This is a genomic window from Microbulbifer maximicatervae (SeqCode) (assembly GCF_052467325.1).
In genome coordinates, this window is record NZ_CP174310.1 from 2,538,596 (window position 1) to 2,558,375 (window position 19,780).

General features: G+C 43.5%; 19 protein-coding genes and 1 pseudogene. 15 read left to right on the forward strand and 5 right to left on the reverse strand.

Annotated elements, in window-relative coordinates; translation table 11 throughout:
* The first annotated feature begins 616 nt into the window (after positions 1-616).
* Both ACJJIE_RS11385 and ACJJIE_RS11390 read left to right on the forward strand, forming a co-directional pair.
* A complete protein-coding gene (locus ACJJIE_RS11385; protein ID WP_444894681.1) occupies positions 617-2,014 on the forward strand; it encodes a DUF2130 domain-containing protein in 1,398 nt (465 codons plus the stop codon).
* A 446-nt stretch (positions 2,015-2,460) separates the two neighbouring features.
* The gene (locus ACJJIE_RS11390) at positions 2,461-3,156 is read left to right on the forward strand and encodes a hypothetical protein (protein ID WP_444894682.1); all 696 of its coding nucleotides are present in this window, start codon (positions 2,461-2,463) and stop codon (positions 3,154-3,156) included.
* Positions 3,157-3,201: 45 nt separating this feature from the next.
* Here ACJJIE_RS11390 and ACJJIE_RS11395 read toward each other — a convergent pair.
* Positions 3,202-4,131, reverse strand: a pseudogene (locus tag ACJJIE_RS11395) (IS110 family RNA-guided transposase).
* Positions 4,132-4,423: 292 nt separating this feature from the next.
* Between ACJJIE_RS11395 and ACJJIE_RS11400 the strand changes: the two are divergent.
* From ACJJIE_RS11400 to ACJJIE_RS11450, 11 genes are all read left to right on the forward strand, one after another.
* On the forward strand, positions 4,424-5,170 hold the full coding sequence (locus tag ACJJIE_RS11400; protein WP_444894683.1) for a hypothetical protein: 747 nt from the start codon (positions 4,424-4,426) through the stop codon (positions 5,168-5,170).
* Positions 5,171-5,396: 226 nt separating this feature from the next.
* Entirely contained in the window at positions 5,397-5,948 is a 552-nt protein-coding gene (locus tag ACJJIE_RS11405; protein WP_444894684.1) for a hypothetical protein, read from the forward strand.
* Positions 5,949-6,399: 451 nt separating this feature from the next.
* Positions 6,400-7,538, forward strand: a protein-coding gene (locus tag ACJJIE_RS11410) for an IS3 family transposase (RefSeq protein WP_444894685.1) whose coding sequence is annotated in 2 segments (ribosomal slippage) — positions 6,400-6,649 and positions 6,649-7,538 — 1,140 coding nt in all. Because the reading frame shifts where the segments join, the coding sequence is not laid out codon by codon here.
* 507 nt (positions 7,539-8,045) lie between these two features.
* Positions 8,046-8,519, forward strand: coding sequence for a hypothetical protein (locus ACJJIE_RS11415; RefSeq protein WP_444894686.1), 474 nt, complete (start codon positions 8,046-8,048; stop codon positions 8,517-8,519).
* A gap of 555 nt (positions 8,520-9,074) precedes the next feature.
* Positions 9,075-9,479 carry an ester cyclase gene (locus tag ACJJIE_RS11420; RefSeq protein WP_444894687.1) on the forward strand — a complete coding sequence of 135 codons (405 nt, stop codon included), beginning with the start codon at positions 9,075-9,077 and terminating at the stop codon, positions 9,477-9,479.
* Between the two features lie 82 nt (positions 9,480-9,561).
* Positions 9,562-9,885 (forward strand): hypothetical protein, encoded by a 324-nt coding sequence (locus ACJJIE_RS11425; protein WP_444894688.1) that lies wholly within the window; start codon positions 9,562-9,564, stop codon positions 9,883-9,885.
* A gap of 306 nt (positions 9,886-10,191) precedes the next feature.
* Positions 10,192-11,310 carry a restriction endonuclease gene (locus ACJJIE_RS11430; protein ID WP_444894689.1) on the forward strand — a complete coding sequence of 373 codons (1,119 nt, stop codon included), beginning with the start codon at positions 10,192-10,194 and terminating at the stop codon, positions 11,308-11,310.
* 800 nt (positions 11,311-12,110) lie between these two features.
* Complete coding sequence (locus ACJJIE_RS11435; protein ID WP_444894690.1) at positions 12,111-12,509, forward strand: hypothetical protein; 399 nt, start codon at positions 12,111-12,113, stop codon at positions 12,507-12,509.
* Positions 12,510-13,285: 776 nt separating this feature from the next.
* Positions 13,286-13,702 carry a Tse2 family ADP-ribosyltransferase toxin gene (locus ACJJIE_RS11440; RefSeq protein WP_444894691.1) on the forward strand — a complete coding sequence of 139 codons (417 nt, stop codon included), beginning with the start codon at positions 13,286-13,288 and terminating at the stop codon, positions 13,700-13,702.
* Entirely contained in the window at positions 13,702-13,878 is a 177-nt protein-coding gene (locus ACJJIE_RS11445) for a hypothetical protein (RefSeq protein WP_444894692.1), read from the forward strand. Before ACJJIE_RS11440 ends, ACJJIE_RS11445 begins: the two co-directional genes overlap by 1 nt.
* Positions 13,879-15,262: 1,384 nt before the next feature.
* The gene (locus ACJJIE_RS11450; protein ID WP_444894693.1) at positions 15,263-15,670 is read left to right on the forward strand and encodes a PDC sensor domain-containing protein; all 408 of its coding nucleotides are present in this window, start codon (positions 15,263-15,265) and stop codon (positions 15,668-15,670) included.
* Positions 15,671-15,885: 215 nt separating this feature from the next.
* Here the strand turns inward: ACJJIE_RS11450 and ACJJIE_RS11455 are convergent, their stop codons facing one another.
* Positions 15,886-16,455: a hypothetical protein gene (locus ACJJIE_RS11455; RefSeq protein WP_444894694.1), complete on the reverse strand. Its 570-nt coding sequence runs from the start codon at positions 16,453-16,455 to the stop codon at positions 15,886-15,888.
* Between the two features lie 707 nt (positions 16,456-17,162).
* Between ACJJIE_RS11455 and ACJJIE_RS11460 the strand changes: the two genes are divergently transcribed.
* Entirely contained in the window at positions 17,163-17,549 is a 387-nt protein-coding gene (locus ACJJIE_RS11460; RefSeq protein ID WP_507021890.1) for an IS4/Tn5 family transposase DNA-binding protein, read from the forward strand.
* Between the two features lie 452 nt (positions 17,550-18,001).
* The gene (locus ACJJIE_RS11465; protein ID WP_282931636.1) at positions 18,002-18,448 is read left to right on the forward strand and encodes a VapA/VapB family virulence-associated protein; all 447 of its coding nucleotides are present in this window, start codon (positions 18,002-18,004) and stop codon (positions 18,446-18,448) included.
* 492 nt (positions 18,449-18,940) lie between these two features.
* Here ACJJIE_RS11465 and ACJJIE_RS11470 read toward each other — a convergent pair whose 3' ends face one another.
* Genes ACJJIE_RS11470 through ACJJIE_RS11480 form a run of 3 tightly spaced genes read right to left on the reverse strand, consistent with a single transcriptional unit; the run spans position 18,941 to position 19,776 of the window.
* Entirely contained in the window at positions 18,941-19,198 is a 258-nt protein-coding gene (locus ACJJIE_RS11470) for a hypothetical protein (RefSeq protein ID WP_282931635.1), read from the reverse strand.
* Positions 19,189-19,413 carry a hypothetical protein gene (locus ACJJIE_RS11475; protein ID WP_282931634.1) on the reverse strand — a complete coding sequence of 75 codons (225 nt, stop codon included), beginning with the start codon at positions 19,411-19,413 and terminating at the stop codon, positions 19,189-19,191. Before ACJJIE_RS11475 ends, ACJJIE_RS11470 begins: the two co-directional genes overlap by 10 nt.
* A gap of 12 nt (positions 19,414-19,425) precedes the next feature.
* Positions 19,426-19,776 carry a hypothetical protein gene (locus ACJJIE_RS11480; protein WP_444894696.1) on the reverse strand — a complete coding sequence of 117 codons (351 nt, stop codon included), beginning with the start codon at positions 19,774-19,776 and terminating at the stop codon, positions 19,426-19,428.
* Between the last annotated feature and the right edge of the window lie 4 nt (positions 19,777-19,780).

The following is a 19,780-nucleotide window of genomic DNA, read 5'->3' on the forward strand; positions in this document are numbered from 1 at the left end:
TTCTGGCCTTCGCCATATACAAGCTATTAATCTTGGCATTAGGTTACTATACCATCCGCTGATCTACGCTTAATCACCTTGATCATTACTGACCGAGGTACTGTTATGCCCCACCACTTTTTTCAACCCCCACAATGGTGGCTAGTGGGTTGGATCTCCTTATGAGTCAGCGCCCCCAATGGAAGATTCATCGTGGCAGGTTAAACAGACCAACTCAGATAAGAGCGTAAAAATTTCATTACATAACTGCATCATCTATTTTACCCGTTAAGATCAGATGGCTTCGATGTCCCTGACTAACGCGTCTCCAGCCTTAGCCTTATAGGATGCTTATGATCGTCAGCTCATAGTTTTGCGAATAGCCTCATCTTCACAAAATCTCACGGTATTGCAGTTGCCATTCACTAGTAGTTAGCATTTAATAGGGCCATTTAACAGTAATCTTCCCTTAGGGAACATTAGCTCACGCCCACGCTGGGCGCACCAAATTTCTTAAATTTATTTCGGGCGCAATGATCGCACCCTCCACCGGAGGGCCTACACTGCCTCCTGCTGCCGTTTAGCAAGGCCTTATCCGTCATTGAGAACAAGTGGCAAAACTAAAGGATAAAGAGTTATGAATGAAATCAAATGCCCTCATTGTCAAAAAGCATTCAAAATTGATGAGGCTGGATATGCGGACATAATGAAACAAGTTCGGGATAATGAATTTGATCAGGAGTTGCATGAGAGGCTTGAGCTTGCGGAAAAAGAAAAGAGAGCTGCCTTAGAGCTTGCGAAGGAAAAAGTGACAAATGAAATGCTGAAGGCCTCCGCAGTAAAAGATACTGAGATACTAGAATTGAAGGCAAGGATTAAAGCTGCCGAAGTCTCTCAGAAGCTAGCTGTGACAGAGGCCCTTAAAAATATTGAGAGGGAGCGAGACTCACTTGCCTCCGAGTTACAACAAGCCAAGAAAGACTATGAGTCTTCTTCCGAGCTAGCAAAGGCTGAACACATATCCAAACTCAATGAAGCTTCTGCGAGAAAAGATTTTAAAATACAGGAACTTGAATCAAACTTAAGCGCCCAACAAGCAATCCAGAAGCAAGCAGTTACAGAGGCCGTACATGCAACAGAGAAGGAGCGCGAAGAACTCAAGAGTGAACTTGAAAGAGCGAAGCTTGAGAAACAGCTGTCGGAGACATCTCTAAAAGAGAAGTATGAGACTCAGATTAAGGATCGGGACGATGCAATCGAGCGGCTTAAGGATATGAAAGCCCGTTTATCCACTAAAATGATTGGTGAAACCCTTGAACAACATTGTGAGACTGAATTTAACCGAATAAGAGCAACTGCTTTTCCGAAGGCGTATTTTGAAAAAGACAACGATGCGAAAGGAGGAAGTAAAGGGGATTACATTTTTCGAGACTTAGATGATTCTGGCACTGAATCAGTATCCATCATGTTTGAAATGAAAAATGAACGTGATGAAACAGCAACAAAAAAGAAGAATGAAGATTTCCTTAAAGAACTCGACAAAGACCGCAATGAAAAAGGCTGCGAGTACGCAGTTCTGGTATCGCTGTTAGAAGCAGATAGCGAGCTTTATAATTCCGGTATCGTCGATGTCTCCCACCGTTTCCCTAAGATGTATGTTATCCGCCCCCAATTTTTCATTCCCATAATCACTCTTTTGAGAAATGCTGCTCAGAACTCACTGAAATATAAAGCTGAGCTGGCTGTAGTAAGAGCTCAGAATATTGACATTACCAACTTCGAAGATGAGCTTGATGCATTTAAGTCAGGCTTCGCAAGGAACTACGATCTGGCATCCAGGAAATTTAAAACAGCTATTGATGAAATTGACAAGACCATCACTCATCTTCAGAAAACCAAGGATGCACTGCTTGGCTCTGAGAATAACCTTCGTCTCGCAAACAAAAAGGCAGACGATCTAACAGTTAAAAAATTGACAAAAAAGAACCCAACAATGGCGGCAAAATTTGCCGAGCTTGAGAGCGATGACATCTAAATCAGTTAGCCGGTAGCTTCTAGCTACCGGCCCCCACACAATCCATTGAGTGAGTCCGTAATGGGCGGTTTTCTATTCACAAGCTCTCCGGTGTGGCAATTGCCATTCGTTAGTAGTTAGCATTTAATGGAACCCATTAAATGATGATCCTCCTACAGGGGACTTTCACCCTATTAGTTCACGCCCATGCTGGGCGTACTAAGGCTAGGAAAAATCGCCCTGCGGGCTGGACGCGCTAACGCGCGCCGCTGCTTTAGGCGTTCAAGCTGTAGAAAAACTAATGTATATCTTTGCTTTCTCAGATATGATCAAATATCAACCATAAATGGTGATTTTACGTAAATTCTGATTTAGTATTTAACGATGAGTAAGCTATTTTTAACACAGAAACACAATATGAAAAGAGGCTGAGTTTTTCTACACCCTCGCTGGAGCTAAAAGATAGTATGAATAAAATTTACGAAAATATATTTATTGGAACCTTCATTTATTCAATGGGAGTCTTGAGTGGAATTAGAAAAGCTAGTGGCTCTCCCCTTCCCTGGATCTCACTAAATCTTTTCCAACAAACCCCAGCTGACCAGTATATAGGTGACCTTTTTGGCAGTCTTGGAGGTAGAAACTTTATTATCGAATTTAAGTCAGGTAAGTCTCTTGATAAAAAGGAGTCTAATAAACAGGCTACATTGATTGAAGCCCTTGACAATGAAACAAGTGCTATATCCCTCAAGTCACATTTCTTTTCTGGTGGCACGGTAAGTGAAAGTGGAAATGCAACTCTAGAATTCTCGCGTTATATTGAAATGGGTGCAGAAGCTGAAAAATTTAATATAAATGAATTTGCAAATGGGGTTTTTAATGGTGCAGTTAGTAAATCACAAAATTCTTATAAAATTGGATCTAGTGGTAAAGAAATAAAAAGTTACATTGACCTATTAAAAGAACTTTACGAAGGTGAAAGCAGCTCATCTACTGGAGGGTTAATCGCAAATATTTCAAAAAGTGGTCAAATTAGCTATATATCCACGAGTAATATCTTTGAACTAACCTTGACCTTAGAGCAGTTAAATACCAATCTAACTGAAGCAAAAGAATATAACAGGCCAACACCTAGCCAAACAATGAGTCCAGGAGGGTGGTAAGTGCCAAATAGCTCTAACAAGTGACTATGGTTGTTCGTCAAGTTATTAAGCCATACTTTCATCCCAGTAGGTGTTATTTTTCACCATCGTATGCAGGATCGTAATCTGCTTTCTCATGCAGGAAATCAGAGCGACCTTTTTAGGTTTGCCAGCATCGACTAATCGCTTGTACATCGGCTTTAGTTTGGGATGATGCTGTATGGCCGACATGATGAAAACAAACAAAACCGTTCGTACACGATGCCTTCCACCCCGAATATATCTCTTTCCCTGGAAGCTGCCGCTATCACGGTTCATCGGGGCGATACCGACAAGTGCAGCGATTTCTTTACGGTTCAACTTTCCTAGCTCGGGAAGTTCACTAATCAGCGTATAAGCCAATACATTTCCGACTCCTTTAGCGTTAACAATAGGTCTCGCCTTTGCCGCCACTCAGGTACACTGTTAACCAGTTTATCCAGTTGGTTGTCGATACTTTGCAACTCTTTCTTGATGGTGTTGAGAATGATCTGTATAGGTTTGTGTACTGATTTCGGCATTCTCTGAAGCCGATTCTTTTGCATTGTACTCATCTCTAAACACTGACTTCTTACCGCCAGTAAGTCACTGATCTCCCTAAGCTTTTCTGGGCTTTAGCACCGACAGCCTTGGCTTCATGGCCTCAGCAAAATGTGCAATATCTATTGCATCTAGCTTGTCAGTTTTGGCGAGGCGCCCTGTGGATTTAGCGAAGCTTCTTATCTGTGAAGGGTTGCAAACAACAACAGGTAATCCTGCTTTATCAGCGGCGCAAACAAACTCTAATTCAAGTCTTCCTGTAGACTCTATTAATACTATTTGAGGTTTAAGAGGTTGTAATTGTTTAATGCCATTTTTATCATTGGCAACACTAAAGAATTGGCCAGTAGGTCTCACATAAATATCGAGTTGTTTACTGCTGGTATCGATACCGACATTGATCTCTTGAGGTTCCATAAGATAAGCTATCTCCGCCTTGCTATTCGGGCTTGAGGCCCACATGACTATCCGAGTTATGCCTAGTGAGTGCTTATCGCGTTCATACTTGTTATCGGTCTTTTACGAACCGGCCAGGCAGCGAACTGTGATAAACAAGGCCTTCGGTGGCCGCCGAAGGTGGGTCTCAATTTACCCGTTAGCGAAAAGGATTTTCAACAACAGAATCGGGCAAGAACAACCATACAAGTAAAGGCACCAGACATCAAAACCTTCGCTTTGGTTTTGATGCAGGAGCTTTAGGCGTTATTAGGTGGCTTTACAAAGCACTCCCAAAAAGAATGTACTCTTCACTTCCTTAGAGGTAAAAATGAATAATTGTATTAATGCACTTGTTGAGTATTTCAAAAATGAAGTACCAAAACTTGAGAGCAGATACTCATGGAAAATCCCACAATTCTCTGATTTTGAATCATCAGGTAAAAGTGGATACCAGCAGAACATTGAATTAAAGCATCACTTCAATGCAAAGTGGCAAAGCTCAAATACAGAAAATAAGCTTGCTCTATCAAAAGAGGTAGTAGCAGATTGGGGCGGTGTTCGTGGCAATAAAGATGAAACTCTAACATCATATGTAAATGAGCTTATCAAAGAAAAACCACGAACACCGCTAAAAGGCATTGCAAGTTACTCCAAGATCTTCTCCATTGTAGATATGGATAGATATGCTATTTATGATGCTAGAGTTGCAGCCTGCTTAAATGCTGTTCAGTGGAACCATGGTGTTTCTACAGGTCTAGCCTTCAACTATATTAGCGGCCGGAATAATGTAGTTGGCAATTCAATCAATAAAAGTGGTTTCGTTTATCAAGAAGAGTTCAAGGTGAGTTCACTTGTTGCTGCGGGCTGGCAGAGAATAAAGAGGAGTGATACTTATCAAGTTTACCTCGATGTTCTAAAACAGTGCCTAAAATCATTACCAGGTTACAAACTATACGATTTGGAAATGGTGCTTTTTGCAAATGCAGAAACCGAATGTTTGAAAGCAATGAGTGCTTAACTCAGCCACCTAACAAAGCAATCAAGGGGATATCAAAAGTCGCGCTGCGCGCGAAAACGCTTTTGCCAGCCCTTATTGCTAGCGTTATGACACAAGACTATAAGAACCAACACATATAAATCACGCTATGTATAAAAATAAACATTATATTTACGTACTACTAATACTCTTGGCTTCGTGCACTAGTCACGATACTACTAAAAAAACTTCGGGCTCCACTCCAGATATGAAATATGAGGCTGTTCGTATTTGTAGTGCCATGTTGGATGATATGAGTAGCCAAATCCTTACAGAAGCAGAGAAGCTTAAGAGAACTAACCCCGAGAAATCTGAACTTGTAAAGAGAAAAAATGAAATAGGTGTTAAAATGGCAGCTATTTCGTGCGAATGCAGCTCTGAAGAAGCTTTAAATAAGCGGACTTACAAAAATTCGAACCACCTTAAAAATGAAATTTATCGCTTCTCTTCTGAATGCAAATATAAGGGAATCGAAGAGTCTGGATTTATTGAGTTACATCGTTCAAATCTTATTAAGGCTTGCTACTTTAAAGGTAGCTTAGCTGCCAATTTAATGATTGCTTCTTTTGGTGATCTTTGGCTCGTAAAATCACAAGACTACGATATCCAAACTCTGGAAAAAGCCTATCCCGCCCAAGCAGAAAAATGTGCATGTTTTTCAGAAGCTGTATCAAAAATACCTGCTAAGGAACTATGGCACGATAAGCAAGTAAGTTCTAGCAGCAGAGTAAATATTGCACTTAAATCATGTGGTATCTAATTGGTGCTCGACACGTCATAAATCGAGTAGCCGGTAGTTTTTAGCTACCGGCCCCCACACCACCCATCATGTGGGTCCGCAATGGGCGGTTCCCTATCCGTAATGATTCTCTACCCAACGATAGTGTCGAGCATCCCTTCATTTGAGTTGAGTGTCATGGCCGAGCAATACCTCAACTTATCCGACTGGAAACATATCGGTAGGCTAGCCCTGTCTTTTAACTCTTAGAGTTTGGCTCCAGGCCTTCACCATGTCCAAGGTAATAATCTTGGCGCTAGGCTACTATACCGTCGGCTGACTTCCGTTTAATCACTTTGGTCATTACTGACCGAGGCGCTGCTGTGTTCCACCACTCTTGTCTACCCCTCGATGGTGGCTAGTGGGTTAGTGTAGTGGTCTAATCCTTCCGGACACTTCGTTAAGATGGTAAAACTACCTAGCGAGGTGAAGTATGACAACAAAAGGTACACGCCGGAAATTCAAGCCGGAGTTCAAGAAAGACGCCGTAGCTCTTGTCTCAGAACAAGGGTATTCGATTTCCAAGGCCGCAGAGGCTGTAGGAACCACTGCTAACAATCTGCGACGCTGGATAAAGGAGCTGGAGCAGGAAGAGAGCGGAGTAAGGTTGGATTCGGGCGAACGAGCTGAACTGGATCAACTGCGACGTGAAGTAAAGCAATTGCGGATGGAGAAGGAAATCCTAAAAAAGGCCAGCGCCTTCTTTGCGAAAGAAATGAAATAAAGTACGAATTTATTAAAAAGCAGCAAGGTAGCTTTCCAGTTAGAGTGCTCTGCCGAGTAATGCAAGTAAATAAGAGCAGCTATTACGAATGGTGTCGTCGTAGTGATAGCCCAATAGATGGCCAGATTTGGCAACTATGCCATCGATTGAAGGCCTTATTTGCAGAATCTCGTGAGAGTCTCGGAAGCCGTCGGTTAATGAAGCTGTTGCGCAAAGAAGGCTTTGAAATTGGGCGTTATCGAGTCCGCAAACTCATGAAAAAGCTCGGCTTGGTAGTAAAACAGAAGAAGCGATTTACACTAACCACAAATAGCAAGCACCAACTGCCAGTTGCTGAGAATCTTCTAAATAGGGATTTCTCACCGAGTGCTAAAAATCAAGTTTGGACTACGGATATTACCTATATCTGGACTTTGCAGGGTTGGTTATACCTAGCAGTGGTAATTGATCTTTATTCACGCCGGATTGTTGGCTGGCACTTAGACCGCAAGATGGAGACGGCCCTGGCAAGTCGTGCACTGGTTATGGCTATCAATTTGCGCACCCCAACAAAAGGTCTGCTGCATCACTCTGATCGAGGTAGCCAGTATGCCAGCCATAGCTACCAAGCGCTACTAAAGCAGCATGGAATGGTGTGCTCAATGAGCCGCAAGGGAAATTGTTGGGACAATGCACCTACTGAGCGTTTTTTTAGTAGCCTGAAGCGGGAATGGTTAACAGGAAACCTCTATCCGACAAGGGAGGGTGCGATAACAGACGTGAGGGCCTATATTGCGTATTACAATTCACGCAGGATACATACAACACTGGGGGACGTAACCCCTATCGAATTTGAAAAATGTGCTTAGGAAAGTGTCCGGTTGGAGTTGACCACAACATAGGCCTACTTATGAGTCGGCGACATGCTGACAGCCTCACAGCAGCAAGCTAAACAGATCCCCCCAGATAAGAACGTGAACTTTCACTACACAACTGTATCATTTACCCTACCCTTTAAATCATATTGCTTCGGTGTCCTTGACCACCTCGCCTCCAGGCTAAGCCTTACAGGATGTTTCTATTCGTCAGCTCTAGTTTTGCTAGCGACTTCCTCCCCACAAGACCTCACGGTGTTGCAGTTGCCATTCGCTAGTAGTTAGCATTTAATGGAACTCATTAAACGGTGATCTTCCTACAGAGGACTTTCACCCCATTAGTTCACGACCATGATGGGCGTACCAAGTTTGTCAAACATCGCTACACACCTTCGGTGTTCCGCTGGACTCACTCCTGCGCCGCGCGCCGTTTACAAAAGCGTTAACACCATGAAACACATGAAGCTTATAGTCGTTCTCTTGTTGGGTTGCTCCTATACTATGGCAAAGGAAGTGTACGATATTCCCATAGATTCATCACTTAAATACTCTCACTCAGCGTACGGTGGAATGTGGGATTATTTTTCGGGTGAACACCTCATTTCTTCGAAATATACGATACAGGGATCATTTAACTCTCCTGATCAAAGTGGATTGATTGTTATTCTTACTCCCGATTTGAGCGAAATTAGCAAGCTCCCTAGTCCAATCAGGATAAAGCCTATTCCTCCAAAAAAGATAGAGATCAGTAATTCAGGTGAAATAGCTAGAAAGCTTGCTCCTTCATCGGAATTAGATAAGGTGTTGGAATTAAAGGAGCATCCCTACCTAATTGTAGGCGAGGCGCAGTTCTTGATTACAAATTTTTCGACGGGCATTGAATGTGACTACAGAGAATATCAAGCAAAAGCTATTGCTATTGTTCAACAAATGGAAGTCGCAAAGAATGGCGGAAAGAGAATCAATGTGTGTTAAATCGGGTAGCCGGTAGTTTCTAATTACCGGCCCCCCACACCACCCATCGTGCGGGTCCACAATGGGCAACTCCCTATTGTAATGAATTTCTCCTCAACGATCACTACTGTGTTCTACCATGTTTTTTAACCCACGATAGTGGCGACCTATTTATGAGTCAGCGGCCACCTGACAACTTCACAGCAGCAAGCTAAACAGATCTCCCCAGATAAGAACGTGAACTTTCACTATACAACTGCATCATTTACTCTACCCGTTAGATCACTCGGCTTCGGTGTCCTTGGCCACCTGGCCTCCAGGCTAAACCTTATAAGATGTTTCTGTTCGACAGCTCGTAGTTTTGCTAGCGGCTTCCTCCCCACAAGACCTCACGGTATTGCAGTTGCCATTCGCTAGTAGTTAGCATTTAATGGAATCCATTAAACGGTGATCTTCCTACAGGGGACTTTCACCCCATTAGTTCACGCCCATGTTGGGCGTACCAAGTCAATTAACTACGCGCCTTTGGCGCCCGACAGCTTACACTCCGCTTCGTTATGTTTCTGAGGATGACTAGTGCATAAAGATCAAGTTCGAAGATTTTATGAGGTTCTTTGGGATGCCCACGATAAGAAAGCAATGCCATCGATCCTGCATGAGAGCTTCTCCTTTAGAGGATCATTGGGGCAGGAAAAGCGAGGTCACAAAGGTTTCGCTGAATATGTCGATATGGTTCACAAAGCGCTGGGTGATTACAAATGCATTATTGAAGATCTCGTAGAAGAGGGAGACAAGGTTTTTGCAAAGATGTCCTTTACCGGATTTCATAGAGATGAGTTTATTGGCTTTTTACCATCACATAAACGCGTAACTTGGAATGGGTGTGCCTTGTTTACCTTTGAAGGTGATCGAATCTCTGATGTATGGGTGCTGGGTGATTTAAAGAGCCTTGAAAACCAGCTCAAGAAAAACGAAATATAACAGTCGCAGTCAGCAGGACCGTCGCTACGCGTCGGCCTCTACTGCAAGGCGCTAGATGAACTAAGGAAATGGTTCTATCGGAATGAATAAGATTGACCGTGAGATAATTACAATTCTAAAGGATGTTTTTCAATTAAAAAGAGTTCGTCCAATTGAATCTGACCACAATATGAGACTGTGGATGATTCGATCGTTTCTCCTGATATCAGTGCTTGGTCTCATTGGTAGGGTTATAGTTGGTCTCAGCAATCGTGAAATATCGGCTGAATTTTCATCTGTAATAAATACACCGATTGCAGTATTCTTCACTTTGTTGTTCTTACATATAAATAACGAAGTGGAGGAAACAAGCATAATAATATTTGCGCTTACATGGGTGGCTCTCATGCTTGGATTATATGTCTAGCCTCCCACCTAACTAGGCGTTCAACCTAACGCTAACTTCGGGGCGTCTTTTGGGCGCTGCGCCACTTTAATCCAATAGTCACCCAAAAATTTCCGCAGGTTACTGCGGCGTTCAGGCTGTAGAAAACTAATTTGCATCTACGCCCCTCCAAGGGTGATCAAACATTGACCGCATATGGTGATTTTACGTGAACTCTGATTTAGCTTTTACTGATGAGTAGGCTATTTTTCACGTAGAAGCACAATACGAAAAGAGGGCTGAGTTTTTCTATACCCTCGTTAGCTTTATCTAGGGAATGTCATAAATATGAGCGATGGATTTCTACATAAACTCTTTGACTGGAAAAACTTTGAACTCTTTGTTAAGGATTTGTACTCTGCGGAAGGTGATGTATTAGTTGAACATGATGTTACCGAAATAGGGAAATCTGGAGCTTCAAGACAGATCGATGTAAAAGTAACTCAAAAGACTTCATTTCATACCTATACCACCATCATTGAGTGTAAGTACTGGAAAAAAGCCGTTGAGAGAACAACCGTTGATATTGTCGCAGCTTCAATTGAGGACTTAAATGCCTCTAAAGGAGTGATATTCACAACAAGAGGGTATCAGCAGGGCGCTGAAACCTACGCCAAGTCAAAGAACATAGACATCTTCGTTGTAAGAGATTTGTTAAATGAAGATTGGGGGAATCCGGGAAGAAATATACAGCTTTATCTAAATATTGTTGGCGGCCAAATGAGTAAAGCACATTTTCCAAACGCTAAAGCAATGCTCATTGTAGAAGAGCAGCCTCATGATATGAACCTTGAGATTAACCTAAGCCAAGAAAATTTAGATGATAATAATTTTCTTCTTTACTCCGTAAAGAATGGAGATACGGGCCCAAATTTAACAAAAATACTTTCTGAGATTCATAGCACGATAACCAAAAATATTAATTCAATAGCGGGTCAGAAGGACGAATTTCTTAATCATAAGTTATTAGTCAAGTCAGATGTGAATGTGAATTTTAGTGGATTTGAGTTTAGGCAGTTACGCAATAAATTTGCTGCAGTTAATCTAAGCGAAATGACTATAAATTTTGTAACGCAAATATCTAGAAGTAAGCTGAATATTGATCGGGCAGAAAATTTAGATTACGCACTAGTTGTTCAAAATTATGTTAGTGAGCAGGCCCACTATGTATCAAAGAAGAGTGAATCTGGAGAAATATTAGTTTCAGCTTATAAAAGTGAACCCGTACCACCTGACAACCCCAATGATATCTTTGTAAACGGTTCAACTATGAGCTGCTTTCTTGGTCCATGGGTTGGAGTGAACATAAATGCCAGCACTCGTATAGGCATATCAAGCCCTATACACCTCAAAATTAGAAGTGCTGAGAATTCATTGGGATTTAGTATTGTTCCATTAGAGGTGTAAGCTAAATCGGGTAGCCGGTAGTTTCTAACTACCAGCCCTCACACCACCCATCGTGCGGGTCCGCAATGGGCGGTTCCCTATACATAATGAATCTCTACCCAACGAAAGGTCGAGCAGCTCTTCATTTGAGTTGAGTGTCATGGCAGTGCGCTACCTCAACTTCTCCGACTGGAAACATATCGGTAAGCTAGCCCTGTCTTTTAACTCGTGGATTTTGGGTTCAGGCCTTCACCCTGTCCAAGGTATTAATCTTGGCATTTGGCTACTATGCCGTCGGCTGACTTCTATTTAATCACCTTGACCATTACTGACCGAGGCGCTGCTGTGTCCCACCATTTTTGTTTGTCCCACGATGGTGGTTAGCGGGCTGGGCCTATTTATGAGTCAGAAGCCGCGCTGACAGCTTCACAGCGGCAAGCTAAACAGATCTTCCCAGATAAGAACGTAAACTTTCACTACACAACTGCATCATTTACTCTACCCGTTAGATCACATGGCTTCGGTGTTCTTGGCCACCTCGCCTCCAGGCTAAGCCTTATAGGATGTTTCTGTCCGTCAGCTCGTAGTTTTGCTAGCGGCATCCTCCCCACAAGACCTCGTGGTATTGCAGTTGCCATTCGCTAGTAGTTAGCATTTAATGGAACCCATTAAATGGTGATCCTCCTACAGGGGACTTTCACCCCATTAATTCACGCCCATGTTGGGCGTACCAAGCCAGTCAACACCGCCCACTGCAGAGGCTGGACCTCCGTTCAGGCACTTGGCTTGTGCTGGCGGCGTTAAGTCAAAAAGGACGAGGAATGGAGAAGTTTTCCCTACCGATGATTGCAGCAACCATCTTGACAGGGTGCGCCGTCAATCCGAACAATGTATCGATTGATCCCCAAAAAGCTACAATTGTTGCTCGTTCCGATAACGGTGCTGGTGTGCTTGTGCCACTCTCTACCACCAAACGGTCAAGAATTGAAAAAGTGAATGGTGTTTCTGTCAGTAGCTTTTTCTCAGAAACAAATGTATTAACTCTAGATCCTGGAGAGTACATCCTAGAGATAAGCTGCCATATGATTTCTGGTAGTATCAATGTATCAGGCAGCACTGAGCACCAGATTAATCTTGAGGCGGGCAATAAATACGTATTTAGTTCTGTCTTCGACAATAATAAGGGCTGTAAAACTACATATGAAGCGAGCAAGACTTAAATCGGGTAGCCAGTAGCTTCTAGCTACCGACTCCCACACCACCCATCGTGCGAGTCCGCAATGGGCGGCTCCCTATCCGTAATGAATCTCTACCCAACGATAGTATCGAGCAGCTCTTCATTTGAGTTGAGTGTCATGGCAGTGCGCTATCTCAACTTTATATCCGATTGGCAACCTCTCGGTAGGCTAGCCCTGTCTTTTAACTCGTGAGTTTTGGGTTCAGGCCTTCACCCTGTCTAAGGTATTAATCTTGGCATTTGGCTACTATGCCGCCGGCTGACTTCTGTTTAATCACCTTGACCATTACTGACCGAGGCGCTGCTGTGTCCCACCATTTTTGTCTACCCCACGATGGTGGTTAGTGGGTTGGGCCTACTTATGAGTCAGCGGCCACGCTGACAGTTTCACAGGAGCGAGCTAAACAGATCTCCCCAGATAAGAACGTGAACTTTCACTACACAACTGCATCATTTACTCTACCCGTTAGATCACATGGCTTCGGTGTCCTTGGCCACCTCGCCTCCAGGCTAAGCCTTATAGGATGTTTCTGTTCGTCAGCTCGTAGTTTTGCTAGCGGCTTCCTCCCCACAAGACCTCGCGGTGTTGCAGTTGCCATTCGCTAGTAGTTAGCATTTAATGGAACCCATTAAATGGTGATCCTCCTACAGGGGACTTTCACCCCATTAGTTCACGCCCATACTAAGCGTACCAAATTAATCAATGGGGCACGTCATTAAAGCGTTATGGAAAATACTAACTAACCTAAGGAGAAAATAGTGCATACACCTATAGAATTCTATCTAAAGACTCCTGTTGAACTATATCGGGCAGGAACACCAACTAAATCAAAATTTGACTATATTCGCACAATGCCCCCAAGAACAGCGGATCAAACATACGATATAAAAATCAACCCTGAAACTGGGGTAGTTGATCACACATCTGGCGGTGTCAGCCTTTTCGACAAGCCAAAAATGGACTTCAGTCCTGATTGGTGGGTCATCCCACCCAAAACTGAGTTGCCTCCAGGGTTTACAGTCTCAAAAGATTTAACAAATGGTGTATTTAAAGGACACTATACGATCCGTTCATTAAAGCCCATTAAATTAGATGAATGGAAAAAAATATTGCTAAATTGGGCAGAGAAAAATGCCATCCATATTAAAGAATATCGAAATCGAGGAGCTATGTAATGTTTGGAATACAAGAATTAAGGCTTATACGCTACTCTGTAAAACAAACAATGGAAAATATGAAAAAAAGAAAGAGTATCCTAGACCCTGAAAGTGATGATGCAGTCGAAATCTCAAATGACCTCGCATTATATAGCATTATCCTCGAAAAAATATCGGATAACCCAGATGTGTAACCATACATCGGGTAGTCGGTAGTTTCTAACTACCGGCCTCACACCACTCATCGTGCGGCTCCACAATGAGTGGTTCCTTACCTGTTATGAATTTTCACCCAACAACCACGTAACGAAATCAACCCCATCTTTTGGAAGAGTTCATAAGCAACACCAGGACACTCACAGATTGAAAGACGACACCGGAAGTAGTACGGACCTTCCACTTTAACGGCCATTTCTCTTGGTCTGGTGAAGAGCAAGGAGAAATGTAGAAAATTATGCTTGAGGTTTGAAAATTGCGTGATTTTGGCCAAGTCGGAAGAAATAGTATCGAAAGGTTGAGAGGGAATTAGTGGGGCGTTGCAGAAAGGAAACGTTGGCAATCGCCTATGCCATGTACCCAGCGTTTATTGAGCTGAATACAGACTTGCCGTACAGCCTCTGCTGATCCCACCAGGCCTTTAAAGCGGCTTTCACAGTCCCGATTAAGATAGAGCCAGTGTTTTGTTGAGATTCCCAGCCGCTTAAGGATACGGGGCGCATTTTGAGAAATGGCACCGATCGGCTTGAGACCTACATAGGCTATAAAGTAGGCCTCCTGAATCGAGGCTAGCGGGTTGGGCCCTATATGATTTCAAGGTCACGCATACAGCAGCAAGCTAAGCAGATCTCTCCAGATAAGAACGTGATCTTTCAATACACGACTACATCATTAGCTCGGCCCATTAGCCACATAGCTACGGCATGCTTGGCCACCTCGCCTCCAGGCTAAGCCTTATAGGATGTTTCTGTTTGTCAGCTCGCAGTTTTACTAGCGGCTTCCTCCCACAAGACTTCGTGGTGTTGTAGTTGTCATTCGCTAGTAGTTAACATTTAATGGAATCCATTAAATGTTGATATCCCTATAGGGGACTTTCACCCCATTAGTTCACGCCCATACAGAGCGTACCAAAACGCTCAACTACACCCCGGCCAAGCGGCCTCTGTCGGACAGCCAAAAGCGTACTTCGCACTGGCTGCCGGTTAGCTGAGAGTAATTGTGACGGTCGGTTTTAGTGATTTTTCATACTAACTGAAGGTTTAGTGCCACTAAATAGCACCCTGTATTGAGCCATTTTTGCTAGTTGATATTTAGGTAGTTTCGCTCCTAGAGTGTTCGCTCAGGTACTGGAGAAATGGGCAGCCCGCTGTAATTTCGCGGGATACCAGTGAGATAGGGATTGGTTGGGGAAAGTGCGGTATTATTTCCTCTTAAGTATTGGGCAGCAGCCAGCCAAGCTGTGGTTGGCAAAGTGCTAGTAGACGGTTCTGGACGCGCCAGCTATAACCAGGCCAGGCAAGATCGCTTAACCCCTTCGGAGCTGCCCTTGGTGGCAACGTTATACGTATCTGAGAATCAGTAATGAATAGTTTTTTAGTTTCCAATATTGCCGACAGGCAACACAAAGTAATCTACAAAGATTTGGGTGAAGGAGCAATTTTTGATCTTTCCCCGTCCCAACATGGCTGGAACGAATTTTCTTCAGTAGAGATTGGTGATTCAGTCTACGTCATAAATAAAAACCTCAATGTTGTGCTGCACTATAAAGTCACTAAGGTAGTGGATGGTATTAAGTTAGACGAATCAACCGAGTTTGCTGATAAGATTGCCTCACCTACAGGTGGTGATGTACGAGTAGTTTTTGGTAGCCCAGTAAATCGCGTAGACATGGAATACCCTACATTCGTGCGCAAAAAAGGCGTCAGAAGCACAAAATTAAATCCAGATACATATAAAATGCTTCAAGGTTTTAACTGTGCAAAATTCTAAAAACCTTATAGCAAGTTAAGGCGCTCGTGGGCAACACTAGGACACCCACAGATTGAGAAATGCCACCGGAAATAGTGCGAGCCTTCCACCTTAACGACCATTTCTCCTGATCTGATGTAGGATGAGGTGAAATGCTAAAAAACTATGCTTTAGGTTTGAAAATTGCGTGATTTTGGCCAAACCGGAAGGAATAGTATCGAAAGGTTGGGAGGAAATTAGTGGGGCGTTGCAGATAGGAAACGTTGGCAATCGCTTATGCCATGTACCCAACGTTTATTGAGCTGAATACAGGCTTGCCGTACAGCCTCTGCCGTTCCCACCAGGCCTTTAAAGCGGCTTTCAAAGTTCCGATTAAGATAGAGCCAGTGTTTTGCTGAGATGCCCAGCCGCTCAAGGATAGGGGGAGCATTTTGAGAAATGACACCGCGTTTTTTCGGGTCTAAATGCCGGCCACTCCAGTCTACTAACGCCAAATAGTGATCCAATTGAAAGGGCAACCCTTTCGGCATATTAAGGCGCTCGCCGCCCACAAACGGTAGTAGCTCTTTAGGCTGCTCACCTGAGATCACAGCGCGAACACGCTGCTGAATGGACGTCTGATCGGAGTCCTCCGGGGTTTTTGCAATATCGGCACGGATAGGATTGAGATCGACATAGGCCATGCAGGCAGCCAAAGCTCTTTCATCCAATAGCGCCTGAGATTTAAAACGGCCCTCCCAGAAGCGGCCAGTACAGCAGTCTTCTGCATTGGCTTGGCGAGCAATAGATTCGTTTAGGCAGCGCATAAATCAACTGATATCCATTAATCGCTCTCGCCATAGCTCGATAAGCTCCTTAAGCTTGTTCTTTTCACTGCAATCCAGGCTCAATCCACTGGCGCCGGTGCGTATAATCCCTCCCCTCTTCCACAAAGGAATGCTTCGGGTACAGTCGTATCAAGAGAGATCTGTAAGCTGCAGGGCTAGATCATGGGGTATGGGTTTTATTATTTTAATATCCAATGTTTTTGTATGCTTTCTATATTGTGTCAATAACTGTAACGCCTTAAGCTCTATTTTTGATGGGTATCCAGAAACGGCCTCATTTACTCTACCCGTTAGATCACATGGCCTCGATATCCTTTTCCACCTCACCTCCAGGCTAAGCCTTATAGGATATGTTCGTCAGCTCGTAGTTTTGGTAGCGGCTTCCTCTCCACAAGACCTCGCGGTATTGTAGTTGCCATTCGCTAGTAGTTAGCATTCAATGAAGTCCATTAAACGGTGATCTTCCTACAAGGGACTTTCACCCCATTAGTTCACGCCCATGCTGAGCGTACCAAACAAATCATGGCGTTGCTACGCGGCTGGGACCTCCGTTCCGGCGCTCCGCGCCTGCACTGCGGCCCCATATTTTGGCGCTAAGTTTTATACACAAGTTTTTCCAGTTTCACCAAGAAAATCAATAAGTTACAGTTTAATCTGGTAAGAATTTCAGACTTGATCAGATTATTATGCGGGACTGGGTCATGGACAAAGAAAAAAATCAAGATATGGGTGATACACGCTTGAATAAACACTTGTTCAATATTCTTAGTAGTTTAAGTTCCGATCCAAAGAACAGTATTCCCTGCGCAAACAAAACTTGGGCAGAAACGTTTGCGGCTTATGGCTTTATCGAAAATGGTAAAGTCAACTTTGACTCTATTATGAGTGGCCATAAATCGGCAACTCTTGAAAGGATCAAAGCGCAGCCCGTTGTTCTTATCCCTCAGGATACAACCTTTCTAAATTTTGCCACTGACCTAGAAAGTAAAGAGGTGGGAACACTTAGGCGTAAAGAGACCAATCTGATCCAGAGCGTCCATTATGAGAAACACCTCTTAAGCAACCCACACTAATCCACTCTTAGAACCTGTACCCCACCCTACCCCGATACCTCAACAACTCCCTAAACTATTACCGACTTATGAAATTTGGTGAGTGCCAGCTTAGGGATTCATGATCATATTGACTGTTAAATAGGGGAGCAAGAAGACACACCAAAAAATTGTTAAATCAATGGATTACGGGCTAACGTTAAAATCGGGATAGTGGCCAAAGTGATAATTCTTGCAGCCTGCACGAACGTGTCAGAATGCTTTAACCCTATGATTTCAAATAAAAGTTTTCGCTTTGGCGTAGAAATCAATTCTGCGAGATCAGTCATAATAATAGCGGCAAAAATGATCACCATATAAATGTTATGACTATAATATCCTGTGATATTTATTTCACCGATAAATATCTATGTTCGGATGGCAGTAATTTTAGTTGAATTTCATATATTAACTTATAAGCTTGGAGGCTTAAAATGACTACCGAAACCAATTTTATTGAACTAGCAAGAGAGCAAAGAAAAAATCTACGTACAAACCTTGAAAATCTACCGGAAGATGTGCAAAAAGAATTCTCGATTGCGTCAGCAGAGTATGCCTTCTCTGGAGATTTGGCAATTATAGTAAGTGGAATTGGGTATACACACGTGGTTATGACTCTCACATTTGAATCTGGTGAAGTACTTAGATTCGAAGGTAATGGAGGTGGATTAATCATTGGTGCAGGTGGTGTTAGTTATGGTGGGGGCGTATCCAGTTTATCTCCTGCTCAACTTATCACTAAAGGGGATATGCATTTTCTATTTCAGACCACCTTAGTAGGCACTATTTTAGAATTCGGAGGAGTAGGAAGTTTCGTTGGTGGTGGGCCAAATATTGCATCGGGTACTGCGGCGGGTAGTGGTAAATTCACCAAACAATAAGCTCCAACTCTACTAGCGCTCACTCGATGTTATAAATCGGCGCTTAGGGTAGACTCTGTACAAAGAATTTATGTCAATTATTGTCAGCTAACTGAAGACCTAAGAATTAACAGGATTTGAATTAGCATGTCATAAATCGGGTAGCCGGTAGTTTCTAACTGCCGGCTACCACACCACAGATTACTTGGCTTCAGTGTCCCTGGCTACCTCACCTTCATGCTAAACCTTATAGGATATTTCTGTTCGTAAGCTCATAGTTTTGCTAGCAGCTTCCTCCCCACAACACCTCACGGTATAAGAAACACTAAAAACACTAAGACACCCACAGATTGAAATATGACACAGGAAAAAGTACAGGCCTTCCACCTTGACGGGCATTTCTCCTGGTCTGGTATAGGGCAAAGTTAAATACTAAAAAATTATGCTTTAGGTATGAAAATTGCGTGATTTTGGCCAAATCGGAAGGAATAGTATCGAAAGGCAGGGTGGGAATTAGGAAGGGCTTGCCGAAAGAAAACGTTGGCAGTCGCCTATGCCATGTACCCAGCGTTTATTGAGCTGAATACAGACTTGCCGTACAGCCTCTGCTGATCCCACCAGGCCTTTAAAGCGGCTTTCAAAGTTCCGGTTGAGATAGAGCCAGTGTTTTGCTGAGATGCCCAGCCGCTCAAGGATAGGGGGCGCGTTTTGAAAAATGGCACCGCGCTTTTTGGGGTCTAAATGTCGGCCACTCCAGTCTACTAGTGCCAAATAGTCATCCAGCCGAAAGGGAACCCTTTCAACATATTAAGGCGCTCGCCGCCCACAAACGGTAGCAGCTCTTTAGGCTGCTCACCTGATATCACAGCACGAACACGCTGCTGAATGGACGTGTAATCGGAGTCCTCCGGGGTTTTTCCAATATCGGCACGGATAGGATTGAGATCGACATAGGCCATACAGGCAGCCAAGGCTCTTTCATCCAATAGCGCCTGAGATTAGAAACGGCCCTCCCAGAAGCTGCCTGTACAGCGGTCTTCTGCATTGGCTTGGCGAGCAATAGATTCGTTTAGGCAGCGCATAAACCAACTGATACCCATTAATCGCTCTCGCCATAGCTCGATTAGATCTTTAAGATTGTTCTTTTCACTGCAATCCAGTGCGGCGCCCTGAATGAAGCGCTGAGCCAAATTAGAAGCTTTAAATAGCTTCTGCCAGCGGAAAATGACCTCAGTATCAGACCAAGTTCTGGCCGTTTTAGCATTGATATAGAGCACCACATGGTAGTGATTACTCATTACCGCATAAGCAGCGATATCCAGCGCAAAGATAGCAGCTAGCTTTTGCATCCCA